The 23,464-nt window shown below is 61.1% G+C and carries 25 protein-coding genes and 1 pseudogene; 15 read left to right on the forward strand and 11 right to left on the reverse strand.

Features of this window, described 5'->3' with window-relative positions; all coding sequences use genetic code 11:
* Window positions 1-182: 182 nt before the first annotated feature.
* Together IFT59_RS01090 and IFT59_RS01095 are read left to right on the forward strand one after the other, a co-directional pair.
* Window positions 183-1,268: a D-alanyl-D-alanine carboxypeptidase family protein gene (locus tag IFT59_RS01090; RefSeq protein WP_244476246.1), complete on the forward strand. Its 1,086-nt coding sequence runs from the start codon at window positions 183-185 to the stop codon at window positions 1,266-1,268.
* A gap of 30 nt (window positions 1,269-1,298) precedes the next feature.
* Window positions 1,299-2,453: a CobW family GTP-binding protein gene (locus tag IFT59_RS01095; RefSeq protein ID WP_192085750.1), complete on the forward strand. Its 1,155-nt coding sequence runs from the start codon at window positions 1,299-1,301 to the stop codon at window positions 2,451-2,453.
* A 45-nt stretch (window positions 2,454-2,498) separates the two neighbouring features.
* Here IFT59_RS01095 and IFT59_RS01100 read toward each other — a convergent pair whose 3' ends face one another.
* The 5 genes from IFT59_RS01100 to IFT59_RS01120 form a co-directional block, all read right to left on the reverse strand.
* Complete coding sequence (locus IFT59_RS01100) at window positions 2,499-2,735, reverse strand: sulfurtransferase TusA family protein (protein ID WP_062461809.1); 237 nt, start codon at window positions 2,733-2,735, stop codon at window positions 2,499-2,501.
* 5 nt (window positions 2,736-2,740) lie between these two features.
* Window positions 2,741-4,099: a L,D-transpeptidase family protein gene (locus IFT59_RS01105; RefSeq protein WP_113166688.1), complete on the reverse strand. Its 1,359-nt coding sequence runs from the start codon at window positions 4,097-4,099 to the stop codon at window positions 2,741-2,743.
* Between the two features lie 204 nt (window positions 4,100-4,303).
* Window positions 4,304-5,257 (reverse strand): acetyl-CoA carboxylase carboxyltransferase subunit alpha, encoded by a 954-nt coding sequence (locus IFT59_RS01110; RefSeq protein ID WP_092659372.1) that lies wholly within the window; start codon window positions 5,255-5,257, stop codon window positions 4,304-4,306.
* A gap of 64 nt (window positions 5,258-5,321) precedes the next feature.
* Window positions 5,322-6,263, reverse strand: coding sequence for a site-specific tyrosine recombinase XerD (gene xerD / locus IFT59_RS01115; protein WP_192085752.1), 942 nt, complete (start codon window positions 6,261-6,263; stop codon window positions 5,322-5,324).
* Between the two features lie 26 nt (window positions 6,264-6,289).
* Window positions 6,290-6,448, reverse strand: a complete 159-nt coding sequence (locus IFT59_RS01120; protein ID WP_092660944.1) for a hypothetical protein — start codon at window positions 6,446-6,448, stop codon at window positions 6,290-6,292.
* A 145-nt stretch (window positions 6,449-6,593) separates the two neighbouring features.
* On the opposite strand from IFT59_RS01120, the gene IFT59_RS01125 reads away from it, so the two are divergent.
* The 3 genes and pseudogenes from IFT59_RS01125 to IFT59_RS01135 all read left to right on the forward strand — a co-directional run.
* Entirely contained in the window at window positions 6,594-7,199 is a 606-nt protein-coding gene (locus tag IFT59_RS01125; protein WP_192077813.1) for a shikimate kinase, read from the forward strand.
* Window positions 7,196-8,326 carry a 3-dehydroquinate synthase gene (gene aroB / locus IFT59_RS01130; RefSeq protein WP_192085754.1) on the forward strand — a complete coding sequence of 377 codons (1,131 nt, stop codon included), beginning with the start codon at window positions 7,196-7,198 and terminating at the stop codon, window positions 8,324-8,326. Before IFT59_RS01125 ends, aroB begins: the two co-directional genes overlap by 4 nt.
* Window positions 8,327-8,346: 20 nt before the next feature.
* Window positions 8,347-9,210: pseudogene (locus IFT59_RS01135) on the forward strand (transporter associated domain-containing protein); the annotation flags it as partial.
* A gap of 7 nt (window positions 9,211-9,217) precedes the next feature.
* Here IFT59_RS01135 and IFT59_RS01140 read toward each other — a convergent pair.
* Window positions 9,218-9,499: a BolA family protein gene (locus tag IFT59_RS01140; protein WP_113111775.1), complete on the reverse strand. Its 282-nt coding sequence runs from the start codon at window positions 9,497-9,499 to the stop codon at window positions 9,218-9,220.
* A 116-nt stretch (window positions 9,500-9,615) separates the two neighbouring features.
* Between IFT59_RS01140 and IFT59_RS01145 the strand changes: the two genes are divergently transcribed.
* The 4 genes from IFT59_RS01145 to IFT59_RS01160 all read left to right on the forward strand — a co-directional run bounded on the left by IFT59_RS01145 (window position 9,616) and on the right by IFT59_RS01160 (window position 14,284).
* The gene (locus IFT59_RS01145) at window positions 9,616-10,263 is read left to right on the forward strand and encodes a J domain-containing protein (RefSeq protein WP_062461786.1); all 648 of its coding nucleotides are present in this window, start codon (window positions 9,616-9,618) and stop codon (window positions 10,261-10,263) included.
* A gap of 62 nt (window positions 10,264-10,325) precedes the next feature.
* Entirely contained in the window at window positions 10,326-11,318 is a 993-nt protein-coding gene (gene cobS, locus IFT59_RS01150) for a cobaltochelatase subunit CobS (RefSeq protein ID WP_092660946.1), read from the forward strand.
* Between the two features lie 48 nt (window positions 11,319-11,366).
* Complete coding sequence (cobT, locus tag IFT59_RS01155; protein ID WP_192085757.1) at window positions 11,367-13,280, forward strand: cobaltochelatase subunit CobT; 1,914 nt, start codon at window positions 11,367-11,369, stop codon at window positions 13,278-13,280.
* A 44-nt stretch (window positions 13,281-13,324) separates the two neighbouring features.
* On the forward strand, window positions 13,325-14,284 hold the full coding sequence (locus IFT59_RS01160) for an esterase-like activity of phytase family protein (RefSeq protein ID WP_113166689.1): 960 nt from the start codon (window positions 13,325-13,327) through the stop codon (window positions 14,282-14,284).
* 32 nt (window positions 14,285-14,316) lie between these two features.
* Here IFT59_RS01160 and IFT59_RS01165 read toward each other — a convergent pair whose 3' ends face one another.
* Together IFT59_RS01165 and rpmB are read right to left on the reverse strand one after the other, a co-directional pair.
* Window positions 14,317-14,958, reverse strand: coding sequence for a queuosine precursor transporter (locus IFT59_RS01165; protein ID WP_062461780.1), 642 nt, complete (start codon window positions 14,956-14,958; stop codon window positions 14,317-14,319).
* Window positions 14,959-15,065: 107 nt separating this feature from the next.
* Window positions 15,066-15,368 (reverse strand): 50S ribosomal protein L28, encoded by a 303-nt coding sequence (gene rpmB / locus IFT59_RS01170; RefSeq protein ID WP_062461777.1) that lies wholly within the window; start codon window positions 15,366-15,368, stop codon window positions 15,066-15,068.
* Between the two features lie 256 nt (window positions 15,369-15,624).
* On the opposite strand from rpmB, the gene IFT59_RS01175 reads away from it, so the two are divergent.
* Together IFT59_RS01175 and yddG are read left to right on the forward strand one after the other, a co-directional pair.
* On the forward strand, window positions 15,625-16,401 hold the full coding sequence (locus IFT59_RS01175; RefSeq protein ID WP_192085759.1) for a DUF3108 domain-containing protein: 777 nt from the start codon (window positions 15,625-15,627) through the stop codon (window positions 16,399-16,401).
* Between the two features lie 28 nt (window positions 16,402-16,429).
* Window positions 16,430-17,317 carry an aromatic amino acid exporter YddG gene (yddG, locus tag IFT59_RS01180; RefSeq protein ID WP_192085761.1) on the forward strand — a complete coding sequence of 296 codons (888 nt, stop codon included), beginning with the start codon at window positions 16,430-16,432 and terminating at the stop codon, window positions 17,315-17,317.
* A 374-nt stretch (window positions 17,318-17,691) separates the two neighbouring features.
* Here the strand turns inward: yddG and IFT59_RS01185 are convergent, their stop codons facing one another.
* Both IFT59_RS01185 and gloB read right to left on the reverse strand, forming a co-directional pair.
* On the reverse strand, window positions 17,692-18,108 hold the full coding sequence (locus IFT59_RS01185; RefSeq protein ID WP_192085763.1) for a cupin domain-containing protein: 417 nt from the start codon (window positions 18,106-18,108) through the stop codon (window positions 17,692-17,694).
* A gap of 4 nt (window positions 18,109-18,112) precedes the next feature.
* Window positions 18,113-18,883: a hydroxyacylglutathione hydrolase gene (gene gloB, locus IFT59_RS01190; protein ID WP_192085765.1), complete on the reverse strand. Its 771-nt coding sequence runs from the start codon at window positions 18,881-18,883 to the stop codon at window positions 18,113-18,115.
* Between the two features lie 88 nt (window positions 18,884-18,971).
* Here gloB and IFT59_RS01195 point away from each other — a divergent pair, with 88 nt between their 5' ends.
* From IFT59_RS01195 to IFT59_RS01205, 3 genes are all read left to right on the forward strand, one after another.
* Window positions 18,972-19,733 (forward strand): class I SAM-dependent methyltransferase, encoded by a 762-nt coding sequence (locus IFT59_RS01195; RefSeq protein ID WP_192085767.1) that lies wholly within the window; start codon window positions 18,972-18,974, stop codon window positions 19,731-19,733.
* Between the two features lie 78 nt (window positions 19,734-19,811).
* On the forward strand, window positions 19,812-20,915 hold the full coding sequence (gene hisC / locus IFT59_RS01200; protein WP_192085768.1) for a histidinol-phosphate transaminase: 1,104 nt from the start codon (window positions 19,812-19,814) through the stop codon (window positions 20,913-20,915).
* A 19-nt stretch (window positions 20,916-20,934) separates the two neighbouring features.
* The gene (locus tag IFT59_RS01205; protein WP_192085770.1) at window positions 20,935-21,864 is read left to right on the forward strand and encodes a prephenate/arogenate dehydrogenase family protein; all 930 of its coding nucleotides are present in this window, start codon (window positions 20,935-20,937) and stop codon (window positions 21,862-21,864) included.
* A 14-nt stretch (window positions 21,865-21,878) separates the two neighbouring features.
* On the opposite strand, the gene IFT59_RS01210 is transcribed toward IFT59_RS01205, so the two are convergent.
* Complete coding sequence (locus IFT59_RS01210; protein WP_113111788.1) at window positions 21,879-22,883, reverse strand: DUF2125 domain-containing protein; 1,005 nt, start codon at window positions 22,881-22,883, stop codon at window positions 21,879-21,881.
* Window positions 22,884-22,936: 53 nt separating this feature from the next.
* Between IFT59_RS01210 and IFT59_RS01215 the strand changes: the two genes are divergently transcribed.
* Window positions 22,937-23,455 carry a gamma-glutamylcyclotransferase gene (locus IFT59_RS01215; RefSeq protein ID WP_192085772.1) on the forward strand — a complete coding sequence of 173 codons (519 nt, stop codon included), beginning with the start codon at window positions 22,937-22,939 and terminating at the stop codon, window positions 23,453-23,455.
* The last annotated feature ends 9 nt before the right edge of the window (window positions 23,456-23,464 follow it).

Below are 23,464 nucleotides of genomic sequence, written 5' to 3' on the forward strand. Positions count from 1 at the left end.
TCGGATTTCCTGTCGCTGCTGCTGTTCATAAGGTTGTGACCCATCCTCCCGAAGGGAGTGTGCCTCGCCTGATTGACGTAATCAATCATCTTTGCCATTGCTTGGCCACAGTGGCCACATATGCGCCAAACGTTTCGGGCCTCCATTCCCGGCTCCAGCGACGAGGAACGCTCTTGTCATTCTTGCATCTGAAATCCGCGACCGCCGTTCGGGTGGTCTCCGCCATTGCGGCACTAGGCCTCCTCGTTTCCGCCGGCAGCGCTGCGGCCAATCCGCGGCTGATCGTCGATGTGAAGAGCGGGCGGGTCATCGCCCATCAGGATGCGTTCCTGAAATGGTATCCGGCTTCGCTGACCAAGCTGATGACGGCCTATGTCACCTTCAAGGCGATCAAAAGCGGCCGTCTTTCGCTCGAAACCCAGGTGGTGATGAGCAAGAAGGCGACGGACCAGCCGGCCAGCAAGATGTATTTCAAACCGGGCACGCGGCTGACGCTCGACAATGCGATGAAGATCCTTCTCGTCAAGTCTGCCAACGATATCGCCGTGGCCGTCGCCGAAACGGTGGGTGGCTCGCTCGACCAGTTCGTGGAAATGATGAATTCCGAAGCGCAGGGGCTCGGCATGGCATCGAGCCATTTCATCAATCCGCATGGCTTGCCGGGCAAGGGCCAGTTTACCACGGCGCGCGATCTCGCCGTGCTGACGCTGGCGCTGAAGCGGGAATTTCCGCAGTACCAGAGCTATTTCTCGCTTGAAGGCATCGATACCGGCAAGAAGCAGTATCCGAACTTCAACACGCTGATCGGCCGCTTTGATGGGGCCGACGGCATGAAGACCGGTTTCATCTGCGCCGCCGGCTTCAACCAGATCGGCTCGGCCACCCGCAACGGCCGCACGGTGATTTCGGTCGTGCTCGGGTCCGACAGTCTCGCCGGCCGGGCGGATGATACTGCGAACCTTCTGCAGCAGGGGCTCACCTCCCAGGCAAACGAAGGCGTGCCGCTCGCCTCGCTGCCGCCCTATGGAAACACGGCCGAGGTGAATGATGTCAGCGCCGAGATCTGCAATCCGAAGGCTGCCAAAGTCCGCAGTGAAAATCGCGACGATGCCGGGCGAACCGTTCTGCATTCGCCCTTTATCCACGAGATGACGCGGCCACCGCAATATGCGGTGACAAGCCTCATCCTCGGCGGCGAAGACGTGCCGGATGCCAATACGGGCACAAAGTCCGTGCCGATCCCGCAGCCGCGCCCAGCCAATCTCTAAAGAGCGGGCTGAACTTTAAGGTACTAAAACATGTCCTTTAGCGGTCGCATTCCGGTTTCCATCCTCACCGGCTTTCTGGGGGCGGGCAAGTCCACGCTTCTCAACCGGATCCTGAAGGATCCGGCCGCCAGCAACACGGCCGTCATCATCAACGAATTCGGCGATGTGAGCATCGACAATTTCCTGGTCGAAAGCTCCGGCGATGCGCTGCTTGAACTTTCCAACGGCTGCCTGTGCTGCACCGTGCGCGGAGAGCTGATCGATACGCTCGCCACGCTGATGGACGGCGTGCAGACCGGGCGGCTGAAGCCGATCCACCGGGTGGTCATCGAAACGACAGGCCTTGCCGATCCGGCGCCGGTCATGCATTCGGTCATGGGAAACCCGGTCATCGCGCAGAATTTCGAGCTCGACGGCGTCGTCACCGTTGTCGATGCGGTCAACGGTATCTCGACGCTCGATCGTCATCCGGAAGCGGTCAAGCAGGCTGCGGTCGCCGACCGGCTGGTTCTCTCCAAGCTTTCCATGTCCACACCGGAGGAGAGCGACGCGCTGCGGGCCCGGCTGCGCGCGCTCAACCCGCGGGCACCCATCGTCGATGGCGATGACGAAAGCACCGGTGCCGCCGCGATCCTCGTCAACGGGCTCTACGATCCGGAAACAAAGATCGCCGATGTCGGCCGCTGGCTGCGGGAAGAAGTGGCGCACGATCACGCGCATGAGGCTCATGGGCACGGGCACGACCATCACGACCATAAGCACGATCCCCATGATCACGGCCATCATCATCACGATGTAAACCGGCACGGCGCCAACATCCGCTCCTTCTCGATCGTCCACGACAAGCCGATCGAGCCGATGGCGCTCAGCATGTTCGTGGATCTGCTGCGTTCGGCGCATGGCGAAAAGCTTCTTCGCATGAAGGCGATCGTGGCGATGTCTGATAATCTCGAGCGTCCGCTGGTGCTGCACGGCGTGCAGAGCATTTTCCATCCGCCGGAACGGTTGGCGAAATGGCCTGAAGGCTCCGATCGGCTGACGCGGATGGTGCTGATCACCCAGGATCTGCCGGAGGCGTTCGTGCAGGATCTTTTCGCGGCCTTCACGGGCAAGCCGCAGATCGATCGTCCGGATCGTGCGGCGCTCGAAGACAATCCGCTGGCCGTGCCGGGCATGCAGTTCTAAGGCTGCATCGCCAGTTCCAATTTTCGATTTGATGCTGTTGCGCAATCAACCCTTGCGGATCACGAACCTGTGGCCCGTCTCGGTCCGCTCGGACGAGAGCAGGACGTGGCCGTCCTGGCTGCAGAAATGCGGGATATCGATGCCTGCAAGCGGATCGGTGGTTTCCAGGGTAAGAGACGCGCCCGTCTCCATGGACTTCAGACGCTTGCGGGTCTTCAGCACGGGCAGGGGGCATTTCAGCCCGCGAAGATCATAGGTCTCTCCGAGGGCTTCCCCAGGCACTGGCGTCAGTCCTTGGACCAGAACTTCCAGGCGGGCTTCTTGGCGGTCTCGGTCACCGGCTGTGTTGCCGTATAGGCAAGCGGGTTCTGTTCCGGCACAGGAACGGCAACGGTCGTGCCCTGCGCTGTCTGAACGGTCGGCGTTGCAGCCTGTGGTGCCGGCGCCGATGGAACGCTGGCGGTCTGGGCGCCACGCAACTGCGTATTGGCAATCGAGCCGGTCGTCGTTGCAGGCAGGCGGTCCTGCTTTACCATCATACGCTCGTTGATCGAGGCTGTACGGGCAGACGTCGGGCCAGCGGAGGCAAGCACGGTGGTCGCCGGCTTCTCGCCGCCTGAGGCCATGCGCTTTTCCATCATCTGCTTGAATTCCGACTGGCTCAGCAGCTTGCCGGCTTCCAGCGAGGTGCCTGTCGGCGCATAGGCGAGTTCACGGCCCTTGCGCTTGCCGGCAACGACGGCCTTGCGCTCGGCTTCCGTCGGTTCGTACCAGACTTTGCCGTCATACTTGTCCATCGCCTTCTGATAGGCGAGTTCGTAGGTCTTGGAATAGGACGACAGTGCGGATACCAGCGTCGGCGGCGTCGACATGGTCGGGCAGGCGGCGGCCGGTGCGAACTTGCCGTTGCTGTCGGTCTGCTGGTTGAAAACGTACTTCTTTTCGCAGACGTTCACTTCCGGCGGGCGCTTCGTCACTTCGAAATTGTCGTAGCCGGTCTTGATCATCTTCCAGAAGTCGTAGTTCTGGTTGTCGCGGTGGCGCACCATGTTTTCCGCGCTCATGCGGAAGGGAAGCGCCTGCAGCTGGATCGAGGTCTGGCCGCCCTTGAAGGCGTCGCGTGCAAAGGCGTAGATTTCCAGAACCTGTTCGTCGGTCATGGAGTAGCAACCCGACGACGAGCAGGCGCCGTGGATCATCAGATTGGTGCCGCTGCGGCCGTTGGCGGCGTCATAGCGGTTCGGAAAGCCGGTGTTGATCGCGAGATAATACTGCGAATTGGGGTTCAGGTGCGCAGGGGTCAGGCTGTAGAAGCCTTCAGGCGCCTGGCGGTCGCCTTCCTTCACCTTCGGTCCGAGCTTGCCGGACCAGGCGCATATATCATAGCTCTTGATGACGTCGAAGCGGTTGTCGGCCTTTGCCTTCCAGATCTCGAGCTTACCCTCTTCCTTGAGGATACGGATCATGATCGGCGACTGGCGCGGCATGTTCCTCTTTTGCATCTCGGCAACGATGCTGGAAGGAAGAGGCTGCTCCTTCTTGTTCTTGACGGTCGAGAGATCGATCTTTGCAGAGTCCAGCGTATCGTTACAGCCGGTAAGGGCCGTTGCGACAAGAAGGGCGAAGGCGATGTGTTTCAGGCGCATCGAGACAAACCACATATCAGGAATGGCGAACAAAACCGTACGAGACACGATCAATAAGACGGTAAGCTTTACATCTTCTTAAACGCTTGCACGCGGCTGTCTAGCGAAACCGCCGCGGTTTTCACCGCACACCGGCAATTGCCAAAGTCCTATACCGGCGATTTTGGCAATTTCAGGGGCAGACGATCGGTTTTACGCCTAATCCTACAGGTTGCGGCCGATATCGAGGAATTTCTGCCGGCGCTGGTTGCGCAACTCGATGCCGGAGAGCTTCCCAAGTTCTTCCAGAGCCGAAGCAATCACCTTGCCGGTGGCAGCAATAACGGTTTCCGGGTCGCGATGCGCGCCGCCGATCGGCTCCGGAATGATCTCGTCGATGATGCCGAGACCCTTCAGGTCGTCGGAGGTGATCTTCATGTTAGTCGCAGCTTCACGGGCGCGGGTCGAATCGCGCCACAGGATGGAGGCGGCGCCTTCCGGCGAGATGACCGAATAGATCGAGTGCTCGAGCATATAGACCCGGTTGCCGGTGGCGATGGCAATCGCACCGCCGGAGCCGCCTTCGCCGATGACGATGGAGATCAACGGGACTTTCACGCCAAGGCACATTTCCGTCGAGCGGGCGATGGCTTCCGCCTGGCCGCGCTCTTCCGCGCCGACGCCCGGATAGGCGCCTGCCGTATCAATCAGGGAGATGATCGGAAGACCGAAGCGGTCGGCCATTTCCATGATGCGGATCGCCTTGCGATAGCCTTCGGGACGCGGGCTGCCGAAATTGTGCTTCAGGCGGCTCTTGGTGTCGTGACCCTTTTCCTGGCCCATCAGCGCGACAGGCATACCGTTGAAACGGGCAAGGCCTGCCTGGATCGCCGCGTCTTCACCGAAATTGCGGTCGCCGGCAAGCGGCGTGAAATCGGTAAACAGCTTTGCGGCATAATCGACGAAATGCGGGCGCTGCGGATGGCGGGCAACCTGCGTCTTCTCCCAGGCGCCGAGCTTGGAATAGATGTCCTTGACCGCTTCCTTCACCCGGCCTTCAAGGCGGGTAATCTCGTCGGTCGTGTCTATGCCTTCATTCTCGTCCGTGAGCTTCTTGAGCTCGTGGATCTTGCCCTCGAGGTCAGAGATTGGCTTTTCGAAGTCGAGATACGTTTGCATGAGATCCGGTTTCCGGTTGTTTTTCTCTTGAGGAACGTAGCGTTCCAATTTTCGATCGGGGCTTCTAATCCCGGTTTTTGGCCTGTTTTGCAAGAGGGTGATGTGTTTGCACCGTCTGGCGAAGCCGTTCTTCCAGGACATGAGTGTATATTTGAGTGGTGGAAATGTCTGAATGTCCAAGCAGTTCCTGTACCACTCGAAGGTCGGCGCCGTTTGCCAAAAGATGGCTTGCAAAGGCGTGACGCATCACATGCGGCGAGATCGCAGCGGTTTTTAAGCCCGCCCGCGCCGCCAGTCCCTTGAGGTCGCGGGCGAAAACCTGGCGGGGAAGATAACCTTCCTTGCTGCTGGAAGGGAAGAGCCAGATGCTCTCCGCATCTTTTTCGCGGCTGCTCCGCATTTCGCCATAAACTTTCATCGCGGCGATGGCCGAGCGGGAGAGCGGCACCAGCCGTTCTTTGTTGCCCTTGCCGCGCACCATCAGGAACCGGCCTTCCTGGTCCAGCACCTTTGCCGGCAGTGAGACGAGTTCGCTCACCCGCATCCCCGTTGCATACAGAAGCTCGAGCAGCGCCAGCATGCGGGCGCGGGAAATCTGATCGGGTCCCGGCTGTGCCGCTTCCTCGATGGCAAGACTTAAGAGACGTGTCACGTCTGCCTCGGTCATGATCTTCGGCAGCGAACGGCCCTTCTTCGGGGCGTCCAGAATGGATGTCGGATCGTCGGTCCGAAGGCCTTCGGCATAGAGGAACTTGTAGAATTGCCGCATGGCAGAAAGGCGTCTTGCCTGCGAGGACGCGGCAAAGCCCTGCTTGCCGAGATGGCTAAGATAGGCCGACAGATCGGCGCTTTGCGCAGACGACGGCGTCGATTTGTGGGTCGCGAGGAAGGAATGCATGTCCTCCAGATCGCGCTCATAGGACGAAAGCGTGTTCATCGCCGCACCGCGTTCGGCGCTCATCATTTCCAGAAAGGCTTCGATGTGAGCGCGAGACAGGTCGGCCATTGGTTCGTCCTATCCTTGTCAGGCGGTCAGGGCTTCTGGGCGGGCGGGTTCAGCCGTTCGGAGGGCACGCGCACGGTGACATCGCGTTCGCGCGGCTCCACCAGAAAGACCAGTGCCACCATGCTTCCGTAGATGATGCCAGCGATCACCGCGAGCACGAATAGAAACCGGAACAGGGTAGGCATCGAGAACTCCGCTTCGTTGCGCTGCACTATATCCGTAAATGTTTATAGATCGACAAGAAGAAACGGTGAGGGCGGTGTTTCAGGCGCCGCGCGGCTTGACGCCCATCCCGCATTTGTCGATACCGTTTCGCAAACGGACGAGACGATGAACGAAGTTGCATCCATTGCGGAACAGTCGCTCAAGCAGCGGGCGAGCGCGGCACTCGATGGCCGCAACCTGACCCTTGTCGGCCTGATGGGAGCGGGCAAGTCGGTGATCGGAAAGCTGGTCGCCCAGGCTCTCAACGTGCCCTTCGTCGATACGGACGCGGAAATCGAAAAAGTCTCCCGCATGACGATCTCGGAGCTTTTCGCATCATACGGCGAAACGGAGTTCCGGGCGCTGGAAACGCGGGTTATCGAGCGGTTGCTGAAGCAGGGACCGCGGGTGGTCTCCACCGGCGGCGGTGCCTTCATCAACGAGGCGACCCGCGCGCAGATCAAGGCCGGCGGCGTTTCGCTGTGGCTGAAGGCGGATCTGGATGTTCTGTGGGAGCGCGTCAACCGGCGCGATCACCGCCCGCTTCTGAAAACCGAAAACCCGAAGCAGACGCTGGAGAACCTGATGATCCAGCGCTACCCGATCTATGCCGAAGCCGATCTCACCGTGCTGTCGCATAATGTCCGCAAGGACGTGATGGTCAACGAGGTGCTAAAAGCGCTGGCCGGGCTTCCCAAGGCCGGCCTTGCAAAGACAGGTGACATGCCATGAACCAATTCTCCCGTGCTTCCGAACGCCTGGTGCATGTGCCGCTCCAAGGGCGCGCCTACGATATTCTGATCGGCCCCGGCCTCATCGAGCGCGCCGGCGGCGAGATCACCTCGCGGCTGAAAGGTCGCCGTGCAGCCATCGTCACGGACGAAAATGTGGCGCCGCTCTATCTCGAAGCACTGATGGACAGTCTGCAGACCGACGGCATCGAAGCCGTGTCGTTGACGCTGCCGGCTGGCGAAAAGACCAAGAGCCTCGAACACCTGTCAACCGTCTGCGACATGGTTCTGTCGGCGCGGATTGAACGTAACGATGCGGTGATCGCGCTTGGCGGCGGCGTGATCGGCGATCTCGCAGGGTTTGCGGCGGGCATCGTGCGGCGCGGCGTGCGCTTCGTGCAGATCCCGACCTCGCTTCTGGCGCAGGTGGATTCGTCCGTCGGCGGCAAGACGGGCATCAACACCCGTCACGGCAAGAACCTGCTCGGCGTCTTCCACCAGCCGGATCTGGTTCTCGCCGATACCGCAGCACTCGACACGCTGTCCGAGCGGGAGTTTCGGGCAGGTTACGCCGAAGTCGCCAAATACGGACTGATTGACCAGCCGGATTTCTTCGACTGGCTGGAAAAGAACTGGAAGGCGGTGTTCTCAGGTGCGCCCGAGCGGATCGAGGCGATTGCCAGAAGCTGCCAGTCGAAATCCGATGTGGTCGTGGAAGACGAGCGGGAAACCGGCCGTCGCGCGCTCCTCAATCTCGGCCACACGTTCGGCCATGCGCTGGAAGCCGCCGTCGACTATGACGGGAAGCGCCTCGTTCATGGCGAAGGCGTCGCGATCGGCATGGTGCTGGCCTACCAGTTTTCGGCCCGCATGAACCTTGCAAGCCCTGATGATGCCAGCCGGGTCGAGGCGCATCTGAAAGCCGTCGGCCTGCCGACCAGGATCAGCGACATTCCAGGTGACTTGCCGCCGACGCAAAAGCTTCTCGATGCGATTGCGCAGGACAAGAAGGTCAAGAGCGGCAAGCTCACCTTCATCCTCACCCACGGGATCGGCCAGTCCTTTGTTGCCGACGATGTACCGTCTTCCGAAGTGCTGAGCTTTCTTGACGAAAAGCGGAGCCGATGAGCGCGAAACGCAGCCTGCCATCGCGCCTGCTGAACGCGGTCATCCGCCGCCTGCTTCGCATGTCCGGCCTGTCGCTGTCACCGGAAACGCTGGTCTTTGCGGACCGCGACGATCTGCATTCGGCACTCGAGGCCCGGCACCGGGAGCGCGATCCCGTGCAGCGGGACCGCAACCGGCTGAGCGGACTGTTCGAGCTTCAGGAGCTCGAAGTCTCCGACGTTATGCGGCATCGCACCGTCATGCGCGCCTTGAACGCCGACGATCCGCCCGAGGTTCTGGTGCGCACCGTGTTGGAAAGCCCCTATACCCGCATGCCGGTGTGGCGCAATTCGACCGAAAACATTATCGGCGTGCTGCATGCCAAGGACCTGTTGCGCACACTTGCCGACGTGGAGGCCGACGGGGCCCCTGTCGATGTTGTGAAGATCGCCCAGCGGCCGTGGTTTGTGCCTGATAGTACCAGCCTCAAGGACCAGCTTGCCGCATTCCTGAAGCGCAAGGTGCATTTCGCCGTCGTGGTCGACGAATATGGCGAGGTGCAGGGCATCGTCACGCTGGAGGATATTCTCGAGGAAATCGTCGGCGATATCGCAGACGAGCATGATATCGAGGTCCGTGGCGTGCGCCAGGAAGCCGACGGCTCGATCCTGGTCGATGGCTCGGTGCCGATCCGCGATCTCAACCGGGCGCTCGGCTGGAGCCTTCCCGATCAAGAGGCGACGACGATCGCCGGCCTCGTCATCCACGAATCGAAGCTCATCCCCGAAGAGCGTCAGGCCTTCACCTTCCACGGCAAGCGCTTCATCGTCCTGAAGCGCGAGAAGAACCGCATCACGCGGCTCAGAATCCGCCCGGCAGTTGAGACGGCTCTACCAGGCGAATAAGTCTCCGCTACCAGCGGGTGGCTTCGCCCGGTGCTGCGGCTTCCACGGCCAGCGCGTGCAGGCCTGCGTCGAGTTCGGGCTTCAGCAGCGCATTCACGGCCCGGTGCCGGTCGAGACGGCTCTTTCCCGCAAATGCCGGAGACACGATCCGCACCCGCATATGGGTCTCGCCGGTTCCTGTAATATCCGGCTGATGTCCGGCGTGATGCTGGCTCTCGTCGATCACCTCAAGCCGATCGGGGGCAAGGTTGTCGCGAAGCGTAGCTTCGATGCGGGCTCTTACGGTCATGTTCGGCTTCCTTTGATGGCAGGCAGGGCGACGCAGAAGGGCATCTCAGAAACCAGCAACAAACCGGTTTGTCAATTCTTGTCCCGTCCTGAAGGCGGCCCCATAATAGGAGCCTTATGAAACTCGATTCCAAATATTTCGACCGTATCCGGACGCGCCGGAACAGGCAGCAGGAAACGGCTGCGCAGGCTCCGACCTGCCAGTGGGACGGGTGCGACAAGCCCGGCGCCCACCGCGCGCCCGTGGGTCGAAATGCGGAAGGACAGTTCTTCCTGTTCTGCTTCGAGCATGTGAAGGAATACAACAAGGGTTACAACTATTTCTCCGGCCTGTCGGATGGTGAGATTGCGCGCTACCAGAAGGAAGCGATCACCGGTCATCGCCCCACATGGACGGTTGGCGTCAACAAGGCGGCGAAAGACGGGCCATTGCATTCGAGCGCGCGCTCCAGTGCAGGCGGCGCCAGCGGAACTGCTTACGCGCAGCAGCGTTTCAAGGATCCGTTCGGTTTCGTTTCTCAGGCCCGGGCGGGCACCGGTGGACGGTTCGAAACGCAGGGACGAAAGCTGAAAACGCTGGAAGCCAAGGCTTTCGATACGCTGGAACTGGCGGCAAACTCGAATTCGACCGATATCAAGCGGCGCTACAAGGAACTGGTCAAGAAGCACCACCCGGATGCCAATGGCGGAGACCGCGGTTCTGAAGACCGTTTTCGCGCTGTCATTCAAGCATACCAGTTGTTGAAGCAGGCGGGTTTCTGCTAAGCCGTAAAAACATATGGCAGCGAGGATGAAGGCCGGGCATTTGCCCGTGCCCTGGAGTTATGATGAGCAAGATCGACTTAGACATTTCCAACCTTCCCGACACCACAGTATCTGTCCGGGATGTTTTCGGCATTGATACCGATTTGAGGGTTCCGGCCTACAGCCACGGCGACCCTTACGTTCCGGACCTCGATCCGGACTACCTGTTCGACCGCGACACGACGCTCGCTATCCTCGCAGGCTTTGCCCATAACCGCCGCGTCATGGTGTCCGGTTTCCACGGGACCGGCAAATCAACCCATATCGAGCAGGTTGCCGCCCGCCTCAACTGGCCTTGCGTGCGCGTCAACCTCGACAGCCACGTCAGCCGTATCGATCTCGTCGGCAAGGACGCGATCGTCCTGAAGGACGGCAAGCAGGTTACCGAATTCAAGGACGGCATCCTGCCCTGGGCCTACCAGCACAATGTCGCACTTGTGTTCGATGAGTACGATGCAGGCCGTCCCGACGTGATGTTCGTCATTCAGCGCGTGCTGGAATCGTCGGGCCGCCTGACGCTTCTCGACCAGAGCCGCGTCATTCGTCCGCACCCTGCGTTCCGCATCTTCTCGACCGCCAACACGGTTGGTCTGGGAGATACGACCGGCCTTTATCACGGCACCCAGCAGATCAACCAGGCACAGATGGACCGCTGGTCGATCGTGACAACGTTGAACTACCTGCCGCACCAGAAGGAAGTCGATATCGTTGCCGCCAAGGTGAAGTCGTTCGGCAAGACGGCGGAAGGTCGCGAGACCGTGTCAAAGATGGTGCGCGTCGCCGATCTGACCCGCTCCGCCTTCATCAACGGCGACCTCTCCACCGTGATGAGCCCGCGTACGGTCATCACCTGGGCCGAGAATGCCGAGATCTTCGGTGATGTCGCCTTTGCCTTCCGCATCACCTTCCTCAACAAGTGCGACGAGCTTGAGCGCACGCTGGTGGCCGAACAGTATCAGCGCGCCTTCGGCGTCGAGCTCAAGGAAAGTGCCGCCAACATGGTTCTCGGCGCTTAACGTCGTCAGGGGCGTGACCTAACGCGCCAAGCGAAGGAAATGCAGGCCATGTCAGGTCGTGGAGACAATTCGAAGCCCAAGTCCAGCGGCATGGTCGATACCGAGCCGTTGCGCCGGGCGATCACCGGCTGCGTCCGGTCGATTGCCGCCAATGGCGAGGTCGAGGTGTCGTTCGCCAACGAGCGCCCCGGCCTTGCCGGTGATCGCATTCGTCTGCCTGAAATCTCAAGGCGTCCGACGGCTCATGAGCTTGCCGTCACAAGGGGCCTCGGCGATTCTATGGCGCTGCGGATTGCCTGCCACGATACGGCCATGCATGCCAATCTGGCGCCGCAGGGATCGGATGCGCGCACCGTGTTCGATGCGGTCGAGCAGGCCCGGATCGAATCGATCGGCGCGCTGCGAATGACCGGCGTTGCCTCCAACCTCAACTCGATGCATCAGGAGAAATACGCCAAGGCAAATTTCACCGGCGTCGAGCGTCAGGAAGACGCACCGATCGGCGAAGCAATCGCCATGCTGGTTCGCGAAAAGCTGACCGGCGTGAAGCCGCCCGAGAGCGCCGGCAAGGTGCTCGACCTCTGGCGTCCGTTCATCGAGGACAAGGCGTCCGGCGATCTCGACAATCTGAGAAATGTCATCGAGGACCAGCAGGCCTTCTCCAAGGTCGTGCGCCGCATGTTGTCATCCATGCAGATGGCAGAGGATCTCGCCGGCGACGAGAGCGAGCCTGAGGACATCGACAACCAGAACGACGAGGAACAGCCGAGCAGCGGCGAGACCGAGAACGAGGAAGTCGAAGAAGAAGCAGGATCGGACGCCGCGCCCGCCGAACAGAGCGACGTTGCCGACGACGACATGGACGAAGGCGAGATGGACGGCGCCGAAATGTCGGACGAGGAGATGTCCGACGAAAGCGACGATCACTCCGAGACACCAGGCGAAACCCGCCGCCCGAACAGCCCGTTCGACGATTTCAACGAGAAGGTGGATTATCACATCTTCACGCAGGAGTTCGACGAGGAGATCACCGCCGAAGAGCTGTGTGACGAAGCGGAACTCGACCGGCTGCGCGCTTTCCTCGACAAGCAGCTCGCGCATCTGCAGGGCGCCGTCGGCCGTCTGGCCAACCGGCTGCAGCGTCGCCTGATGGCGCAGCAGAACCGGTCCTGGGATTTCGACCTGGAGGAAGGCTATCTCGATCCGGCACGCCTGGTGCGTCTGATCATTGACCCGATGCAGCCGCTTTCCTTTAAGAAGGAGCGCGATACACAGTTCCGCGATACGGTCGTGACGCTGGTGATCGACAATTCCGGCTCCATGCGCGGCCGGCCGATCACGGTTGCGGCAACCTGCGCCGATATTCTCGCGCGCACGCTGGAACGCTGCGGCGTGAAGGTCGAGATCCTCGGCTTTACCACCAAAGCCTGGAAGGGCGGCCAGAGCCGCGAGAACTGGCTTGCGAACGGCAAGCCCGCGACGCCCGGCCGTCTCAACGATCTGCGCCACATCGTCTACAAGTCCGCCGATGCTCCGTGGCGCCGCTCGCGCCGCAATCTCGGCCTGATGATGCGCGAAGGCCTGCTAAAGGAAAACATCGACGGCGAGGCGCTGATGTGGGCGCATAACCGTCTCATCGCGCGGCCGGAACAGCGCAAGATCCTGATGATGATCTCCGACGGCGCGCCGGTCGACGATTCGACGCTTTCGGTCAATCCGGGCAATTATCTGGAGCGGCACCTGCGCGCCGTGATCGAACAGGTCGAGACCAAGTCTCCGGTCGAACTGCTGGCGATTGGTATCGGCCATGATGTGACGCGCTACTATCGCAATGCTGTCACCATCGTCGACGCAGACGAGTTGGCAGGCGCGATGACCGAGCAGCTGGCTGAACTGTTTGCCGACCGGTCGGCGCAGGGTGGCCGTGGCGCGCGTGGCGCCCGCATGCGACGAGCAGGCTGAGGGCTTCGGTGAAGTCCTTGCGCGTGGCCGTTGCTGCGGCACTGATGTCGACCGTAGTGTTCGCTCTGCCGGCCGGTGCCGCAGGTCCTGATATAGAGGCGAGCGTCCATACCATCTCCCGTTTCAAGACGGGCTCTGACGCCACCCGTTTCGGCAAGCTCGAATTTCTGGGCGGGCTGCAGTTCTCCTCAAACGACAGCATGCTGCAATCGCTTTCGGCGATCCGATTCCGGCCGGACGGTAAGAGTTTTGTTTCGGTGCTCGATACCGGTCACTGGCTGACCGGGCAGATCGAACGGGATGCGGAGGGCCGTCTCTCGGGTCTCAGCCGCCTGCAGGTGTCGCCACTGCTCTACAGAGGCGGGCGGCCGGGGTCGAAGTTCCATTCGGATGCGGAGGGTCTTGCCCTGCGTAAGGGCGAGGCGGTGGTGAGCTTCGAGCAGCTGCACCGGATCGAGACCTATCCGGATCCTGGTTTCGAGGCTTCAGGCCCGACGCGCACCATAGACTTCGTCTTTCCCCGTAGGGAATTGCGGATGAATGCCGGCATGGAAACGCTGGCACTCTCGCCTGAAGACAGCCCGCTGAAGGGCTCGCTCGTGACGGTCACGGAACACAGCCTCGATCAGAACGGCAACATGTTTGCGGCCATTCTCGAGGGACCGCTGAAGGGCGTTTTCAAGATCGTCCGTCACGACCCCTATGACGCGACCGATGGCGCATTTCTGCCTGACGGCGACTTTCTGCTGCTGGAGCGCCGTTTCAGCTTCCTCGGCGGCCTCGGCATGCGCATCCGCCGCTTCGACGCCGCACAGATCCGTCCGGATGCCCTAATCGACGGTGAAATCCTGCTCGAAGCGGACATGACCTACGCGATCGACAATATGGAAGGTCTCGACGTGATCGAGGCACCCGACGGCCGCCCGCATCTCATCCTCGTCTCGGACGACAACGGCAACTTCCTGCAGCGCAATCTGATGCTGGAATTCCGGCTCGCGGAATAAGAAAGGGGAGCTGCAGGCTCCCCTTGATTATGTCACACGGTCTTTGCAGTGACCTGCGGCATCGGCCGCAACACGGTCATCAGCGCGCCATAGGGCAGCAACAGAACGATGCCGACTAGGATCTTGACCACGAGGTCGCCGAGCGCCCAGGAGACCCAGCGCGGGGCTTCGGTCGAGAGTGCGCCCAGAATCGGAGACCAGCCGACGGCGAAGTCGTCATTGGCGCCGAGGAAGGCGAAGATCGGGGCAAATGCCAGCGAGAAGAACAGCAGCGTATCAAGCGCCGATCCGAGCAGCGAGCCTGCCAGCGGCGCCTGCCACCAGGACTGGCGACGCAGGCGGTTGAACACCGAGATGTCCAGAAGCTGGCCGACCAGATAGGCGGTGCCCGAGGCGATGGCGATGCGCGGAGCGGATGCCCAGAGCGACAACGTTACGCCGAAGATGAAGCCGACCAGAACCACACGGCGTGCGATTGTCGTCCCGAACTGGCGATTGGTAAGGTCAGTGACGAGGAAGGCGAAGGGATAGGTGAAAGCGCCCCAGGTCAGGAGATCGCCAAGGGCTACTCCGAAAAGGCTTCCTGTGACAGGGAACTGTACGAGGAAGTTCGAGGCGACGACGACCGCTGCCATCAGCAGGGCATAGATAAGGGTATAGCGTTTCGCTTGCATTTTTTTATCCTGGGGTATGCCACCAGTTGCGGATATGACCATGAGAAAGGGCTTGTCCGGTTATCCGGTCAAGCCCTCTTCAAAGCCGGTGATGTCGAAGGTGCTGATTAAGCAGCAGCAGTCGCTGCTTCTGCAGTCTTCTTGGCAATCTGGCGACGCAGAAGACGAGCGCGCATGGACAGCTCAGTCTCGCTGGACTTCAGAAGGAAAGCGTCAAGACCGCCGCGATGCTCAACGGAGCGAAGCGCGTGAGCGGAAACCCGCAGACGGAAGCGCTGGCCGAGCGAATCGGAGATCAGAGTGACCTGGCACAGGTTCGGCAGGAACCGACGACGGGTCTTGTTGTTGGCATGGCTGACGTTATTGCCGGTCATTACGCCCTTGCCGGTCAGTTCGCATACACGAGACATGGGATACACCTTTGTTCTATTCTGCAATTGGAAGCAATTTCCGGGCAATGCCCGACATGCCGATCCAACTGGTCCTGAGTGGAAAGTTGCGGTTCTATAGTCAGTGGGGTCCGGCGCGTCAAGCCAAAACCTTGCGTTTCGGACTCTCAAGGCGTCGCTTGGCGCTTTTGCGGCTGGCGCGTCGCTGTTTTCTTGCCATTATGGTCAGTCACACTCGTCAGGCACGTCGCTTCCATCTCATCCGTCAGGGCCGTTCATGCTTTCTCGCACATATTTCGCCGTCGCCCTGTCCTCTCTGGTGAGTTTCGGTGCCGCAATGCCCTCGATCGCGGCCGAAACCCGGCAGGTCAGCCAATACAGTATCACGCTCGGGATACTGCCGATCGCGACAGCGAGCTTTTCGAGCGAATTCGACGGCGGGCAGTACAAGATCAACGGAACGTTCAAATCTGCCGGTATCGCCGATATCATCAGCAAGGTTTCTGCGGAAACCAGCGTGACGGGTCGCATCCAGGGCGAAAAGCTGCAGGCCGACCGCTACAGTCTCGTCTACAATGTCGGAAAGCGGAAGCGCGTCTACGATATCTCCTACAGCAACGGCAATGTGACGGATACGAAGATCACCCCGCCGCCGCGTCGCAACCGGGAAAACTGGGTGCCGGTGACGGACAAGGATCTTCGCTCCGTGCTCGACCCGTTGAGCGGGCTGATCTTTCCGGCGGATGCCAAGATCTGCCCGAACCGGTTGCCGATCTATGACGGAGAATCGCGCATGGATCTGGTGCTGTCACCGATGGGCACCAAGCCGTTTGCGGCGGAAGGGTTCAAGGGAGAGGCCATCGTCTGCTCCATCCGCTACACGCCCAAATCCGGGTTCCGTCGCGGGCGCACCGATATCGAGTATCTGCGCAAGACGCCGATGGAAATCTGGTTTGCCAAGGCCGATGGCGCAAATGTATATGCTCCTGTCTATGCCCGTATCCCGACCAGGATGGGGCCGCTTTACGTGACGGCCGTGAAGATCGGCGATTAGAAGATCGGCTTATGCCGAAGGAGGCATAGTGAAGATCCGGGGGACGCTGATCGGTTTTACGGCCATTCTGATGTGGTCGCTTTTGGCGCTGATGACGGCGGCATCCGGCAAGGTTCCGCCCTTCCAGATGAACGCGATGACGTTTGCGATCGGCAGTCTGCCGGGGCTGATCCTGTTCGCCTTCAGGCCGCAGCGCATCCGGTTGCTCAAACAGCCCGCCAAGGTGTGGATCATCGGCATCGGCGGGCTTTTCGGCTACCACTTCCTGTATTTCACGGCGCTGCGCAATGCGCCGGCCGTCGAGGCGGGTCTGATCGCCTATCTCTGGCCGCTGCTCATCGTCGTCGGCTCGGCGCTTCTGCCAGGCGAGCGGCTGCGCTGGTACCATGTCGCCGGTGCCGTTGCCGGACTTTGTGGCACGATCGCCATCGTCTCGCGCAACGGCCTGTCGTTCGACGGTGCCTATACGCTGGGCTACGGCACGGCATTCATCTGCGCCTTCACCTGGGCGGGGTACTCGCTGCTGACCCGCAGCTTCGACCGTGTCTCGACCGACGTGGTGACCGGGTTCTGCCTCGCCACATCGCTATTGTCGCTTGTGTGTCATCTGGCGCTGGAGACCACGGTCTGGCCGGCGGACGCCAATCAATGGGCGGCGGTCGTCGGTCTTGGCCTGCTCCCGGTGGGGGCCGCCTTCTACGCCTGGGACTACGGCGTGAAGAACGGCGATATCCAGGTGATCGGCGCCGCAAGCTATGCCGCGCCGCTGCTCTCGACCCTGATCCTGGTGCTTTCGGGCTTTGCCGAACCGGACTGGCGCATTCTCGCGGCCTGCGTGCTGATCACCGGTGGAGCGGTGCTTGCTGCACGTGATATGCTGCGGCCGAGGAAACCAGTTCAGCTTCCGGTGGAGTAAGGTATGTCGGCGGCAGACAACGAACGCGTGAAGTATGTCGCCAACGCATTTGATCGTGCGTCCACGTCCTCCCTGACAGTCGGCGTCTTCGCGCCGATCGCGGCGGCGATCTATGCGCCGGCAAGCTCCGTCGGGAACTTATGGGTGCTTTCAATCGCCGGCCCCTGTTGGCTTTTCACGGCAGGCATACTACATTTCGTAGGAAGGTTCATTTTACGGAGGCTGCTATGACTGGCTTGCAGATCTATGCATTCATCGTGTTACCGCTCTCGATCGCGGCGGTTGGATCTGCCTACGCGTACTTTTTCGTGAAGAGTGAAGAGCGCAAACGCAAGCTTCCGCCTGCTGAATAAGCCGATCCTTTTCCGGCGCCCTTAACCCGGCTCCCAGCCAGGCGCTGCCATCTCGAAGCTCGCAAACTCGAATCCCGGCGCCACCGTGCAGCCCACCAGCGTATAGGCGCCGAGCGGTTCTGCTGCCTGCCAGACATCGGCCGGCACCACGGCCTGTGGCCGCTCGCCGTTCAACAGATCCACACCGAGCCGGATTTCCTCGACGGTCTTTCCGTCCGATATCTTCAGCAGCAGCGGATCGCCGGCATAATAGTGCCAGACCTCCGCTGCATCGCGAACCCGGTGCCAGTGAGATTTCTCGCCGGCCTGCAGCAGATAGTAGATCGCCGTCGAGGCGCCGCGCCCGGTACCGTCTCCATCGCGAAACGTCTCCGCATACCAGCCGCCTTCCGGGTGGCGCTGCATGTGAAGCGTGGTGATGATCTCTTGCGCCGACATCGCTTTAGAAACTGTCCTTGCGCTTGCGGATTTCGGCAAACACTTCCTCGTTGGTTTTGCCTTCCATGATCAGGTTGCGGCGGATCGCCGGATCTGCGGGGCGCAGGAAGGGGTTTGTTTCCTTCTCCAGGCCCATCATCGTCGGAATGGTGAACTTTCCGTCGGCGCGCAGTTCCTCGATCTCGGCGGCGCGGGTCTTCAGCCGCTCGTTATCCGGATCGATCGTCAACGCGAAACGGGCGTTGGACAGCGTGTATTCATGGCCGAAATAGATCGCCGTCTCATCCGGCAGGACCGCGAGCTTCTGCAGCGAAGACCACATGTCGGCGGCTGGGCGTTCGAACAGGCGACCGCAACCGAGCGCAAACAGCGTATCGGCGGCAAACAAGATCTTGTCGTCCGGGAAGTGGAAGCAGATGTGTCCAGCCGTGTGGCCCGGCGTTTCGATGACGCGAACGAGATGGTCACCGAAATGGAACTCGTCGCCATCTGCAACCGTCCGGTCGAGGCCGGGGATCGCCACCGCCTCGTTGACCGGGCCGATGATCTCCAGTCCAAACTTCTGCTTCAGCGCGAGGTTTGCTTCCACGTGATCGGTGTGGTGGTGGGTGGTGAAGATGTGGGTGATCGTCCAGCCGCGGCGGGCGGCGGCATCGATGATCGGCTTTTCTTCCGGCGCATCGATCGAAGCGGTCAGTCCGCTTTCGGGATCATGCACGAGAACGCCGAAATTATCGCTCCGGCAGGGAAAAACTTCGAGTTCCAACGGCTTCATTCTGCCTCACCTCTTGCTCAATTCCACTTGGCAGACAATGTAGAGACTGGTGCCTTGAAGTCCAACCACCTTCAGCGAGCAATTAATCTTGTCCGTCGATATCGTCGATCTGCGTGAGTTCTATCATTCTGCCCTTGGCCGGTTTGCCGAGCAGTCGATCGTCGTGGCGTTGTCGTCGCTCTGGGCGCGCCTGCCGGAGGAGCGCCTGGTCGGGCTTGGATATGCCGTGCCTTATCTCGATCACTTCCGGGCCGATACCGAGCGCACCTTCGCCTTCATGCCGGCCGGGCAGGGGGCCGTGAACTGGCCGCCGGGCGAGCTTTCGAGCACAGCTCTGGTGTTTGATGAGGAATTGCCGCTCCCGGACAGTTCGGTCGATCGCGTGCTGCTGGTGCATTCGCTGGAATTTGCTGAAAACCCGCGCGAGACGCTGAAAGAAATCTGGCGGGTGCTGGCGCCGGGCGGGCGGTTGGTGATCGTCGTTCCAAACCGTCGCGGTGTCTGGGCACGCATGGAACATACGCCCTTCGGCTCCGGTCGCCCCTATTCGCGCGGGCAGTTGACGACGCTGATGCGCGAGACGAACTTCACGCCAGGCGCCAGCGCCGAGGCACTGTTCTTTCCGCCGTCGAAGGCGCGAACGATCATGAAGATGCGGCAGGTGTTCGATCGTATCGGTCGTCGCTTCTGGCCGGTGTTTTCCGGCGTCATCGTGCTGGAAGCGCAAAAGCGGCTCTATCAGGGGCTGCCGGTTGCGGCGCGCGCATCGAGACGCGTGTTCGTGCCGGTCATGGCACCACGCGGCGTTCCGACGACGCGGACGCAGCCCGACGCGCCCAAAGGCTCTTAAAACCGGCTCGACATTGGGCCTTTTGAGCTTTAATGCCTGAGCATACCCGCCCACAGACACTACCGAGAAGGTCAATCGATGAGCATCGTTGCGAGTGAGCCCGTTCCGCGTCCAGGCATTCTGGATATCGCCGCCTATGTGCCCGGCAAGGATCATGCTCCCGGCGTTGCGCGGGTGTTCAAGCTCTCGTCCAACGAAACGCCGCTTGGTGCGAGCCCGGCTGCGATCGAAGCCTTTCGCGAGGCGGCCGGTCACCTCGAGCTCTATCCCGATGGCCAGGCTTTGGCGCTGCGCGAAGCGATCGGCTCGGTGCACGGCCTGAACGCTGCCAACATCATCTGCGGCAATGGTTCGGATGAACTGCTCGGCCTGCTTTGCCATGTCTATCTCGGAGCCGGCGACGAGGCGATCATCACCCAGCACGGGTTCCTGGTCTACAAGATCCAGATCACAGGTGCCGGCGCCAAGGCGATCGAAGTGCCGGAGAAGGATTGCATCGTCGATGTCGACGCGATCCTCGCGGCTGTGACGGAGAACACGAAGATGGTGTTCATCGCCAATCCGGGCAATCCGACGGGCACCTATGTTCCGGTTTCCGATATCCGCCGCCTGCATGCCGGCCTGCCGAAAAGCGTCATCCTGGTTCTCGACGCGGCCTATGCGGAATACGTGAAGAAGAACGATTACGAGGCTGGCCTCGAGCTCGTCTCGAACAGCAAAAACGTCGTGATGTGCCGGACCTTCTCGAAGGCCTACGGTCTTGCGGCGCTGCGGATCGGCTGGATGTACGGCCCGGCCGCGATCCTCGATGCGCTCAACCGTGTTCGCGGACCGTTCAACCTGAATGCGCCGGCGATTGCCGCAGGTGCTGCGGCCATCCGCGATCGGGCGTTCGTCGAGAAGGCCGTCGAGCACAACACGCTCTGGCTCGACAAGCTGACCCATGCGTTCGAGACGCTCGGGCTCAAGGTCACGCCGTCGGTCACCAATTTCGTGCTGATCCACTTCCCTGATCTGGACGGCAAGCGTGCGCCGGATGCCGATGCGTTCCTCACCAGCCGTGGCTATATCCTGCGGGTCGTCAAGGGCTATGGCCTGCCGAACGCGCTGCGCATGACGATCGGCTCGGAAGAGGCCAATCGCGGCGTTATCGAAACGCTCGGCGAATTTCTGGCACGCTGACAGCAACGGGACCGACATCATGACCCATCCGCAGTTCGATCGGATCGCTCTGATCGGCATCGGCCTGATCGGCTCATCTATTGCGCGCGACGTGAAGGAGCTCGGGCTCGCCAATCACGTCGTCATCTCGACACGCAGCGCCGACACGCTGAAGCGAGCCGAAGAGCTGGAGCTTGGCACCGAATATACCGCGTCTGCAGCCGACGCGGTGAAGGATGCCGATCTCGTCATCGTCTCCGTTCCCGTTGGTGCGTCGGAAACGGTCGCAAAGCAGATTGCGGGCAGCCTCAAGCCAGGTGCGATCGTCACCGATGTGGGTTCAACCAAGGCGTCTGTCATCGCGCAGATGGCGCCGCATATGCCTGAAGGCGTGCATTTCATTCCCGGTCACCCGCTGGCCGGGACCGAGAAGTCCGGTCCGGATGCGGGCTTTCCGGGTCTGTTTCGCGATCGTTGGTGCATCTTCACGCCGCTGCCGGAAACGGATCAGGCGGCGCTCGAGCAGTTGAAGGCCTTCTGGGTGGCGCTCGGTTCGCGCATCGACGAGATGGATCCCGAACACCACGACAAGGTGCTCGCGATCGTTTCCCACCTGCCGCATATCATCGCCTATAATATCGTCGGCACGGCGGATGATCTGGAAACGGTCACCGAATCGGAAGTCATCAAGTATTCCGCCTCCGGTTTCCGCGATTTCACGCGTCTTGCGGCCTCCGATCCCACCATGTGGCGGGACGTCTGCCTGCACAACAAGGATGCGATCCTGGAAATGCTGGCCCGGTTTTCGGAAGATCTTGCCTACCTGCAGCGGGCAATCCGCTGGGGCGAGGGCGACAAGCTGTTCGAACTGTTCAGCCGCACCCGCACCATCCGCCGCTCCATCGTTCAGGCCGGCCAGGATGTGGACGCGCCGGACTTTGGCCGGCACGCACTGGATGTGAAGAAATAAGCAGGCCGATTGTCTCAGATCCGCGGAATTTCGCCGATCTCGATCAGCCCGCCGGCCAGAACCTTGCCGCGCCGGATGGTGATGTCGAGTGAGGCATTTTCACCACCGCCAAGCGCTGCCAGCATGTTTGCCGCGGTCTTGATGGTCGATGCGAGATCCGGAAACACTTCGCCGAGGCTCTGCTGCCACGCGTCGATCTTTTCCACGCGCAGTTTGAGCTTGCCTGACATGCGCCCTTCGTCATCGAAGGAGAAGGGGCCGGAGATAGTGGCAACCCGTCCCTCGCCAAGATCGGCCTTCAGGGAACGAAGCTCGCCCTTGGTATTGTAGAGTGCCGTGCCGTTCGGATCGCTGCCGTCGATCATGCCGGCGCGACCGGCAAGCGTCACGTCCACGAGAGCGTTGAGCTTGGGCAGAAGCTCTGCCACGCCCTCGGCTGTCGTCGAGGTGCCGTCGAGCGAGATCGCGGCATCGAGATCGTCGCCGTTCTGGCGCAGATGGATTTCCGTCCGGTCGGTGGTGATGTCGAAGGGCTGGGTGTTCGTCGCGGAAACGACGCTTGCGCGCGAGCCCTCGATGACCATCGACGCCCGCTCGACGCCTTTCAGCTTGGCAGCGATACTGGATTGCAGCGATTTCCAGGTGGTGGATACGGAGAAGCCATGGCTGGTGCGGACTTCAGAGGGTGCGTCGAGTTCCCAGACGATGTGACCAGGCGCATAGACCTGGGCTGCCGAGCGCAAAGCGCCGAACGTGCCCGAGATGCCGTTTTCACGGTCATCCACCGTCACCTTGGAGCAGAACAGGCCTATACGGAAAGGATAGCCGCGATATTCGGCGTCGGTGCATTCGGCGACGATGCCGCGCTTCTGCTGGCTGCCCAGGAGCGCCAGCGTGTTTTGCTTCAGGACCGATGCGGCATAGAACCAGCCGGCCGTATAAAGGGCTATCGCCAGAATGACGGCACTCGCCAGGATCCATAGTTTTCTGCTGACGCCGCTTCGGCTTGACGCTGCCATGTTGTTCTCCCAATGGTCTTTTCGCAAATCTCGATGACGGCATGGCGTGCGATATGGACGAATTTTGGGTGTTTGGCTACGGATCGCTGATGTGGAACCCGGGCTTTCCGTTCGAAGAGAAGGCGCAGGCCCGCGTTTACGGCTTTCGCCGGTCGCTGTGCATCTGGTCGACAGTGCACCGTGGAACGCCGGATCGTCCGGGTCTGGTCATGGGGCTCGATCGTGGCGGATCGTGCAGGGGCGCGGCCTTCCGGGTAGCTGGCGGCGAATGGGACGATGCGATCGAGTATCTGCGTCGTCGCGAACTTGTCACCAATGTCTATCTCGAAAAGATCGTGCCGATCACGCTGTTGGACGGACGGCAGGTCAAGGCGGTTACCTATGTGGTCGATCGCTCACATCGGCAATATGCCGGTGCGATAGGTGTCGAGAAAGCCTCCGAGATCGTGCGCCACGCGGCCGGCCAGTCGGGGCCCAACGATGCCTATGTGTTCAACACCGTCGAGCATCTCGCCCAGAACGGCATTCGCGATCTTTGGCTGGAAGGCGTCGCCGCAGCCCTTGCCGCGTGAGGCGATCCG

The sequence above is a fragment of the Rhizobium sp. CFBP 8752 genome (assembly GCF_014842035.1).
GTDB lineage: Bacteria > Pseudomonadota > Alphaproteobacteria > Rhizobiales > Rhizobiaceae > Neorhizobium > Neorhizobium soli.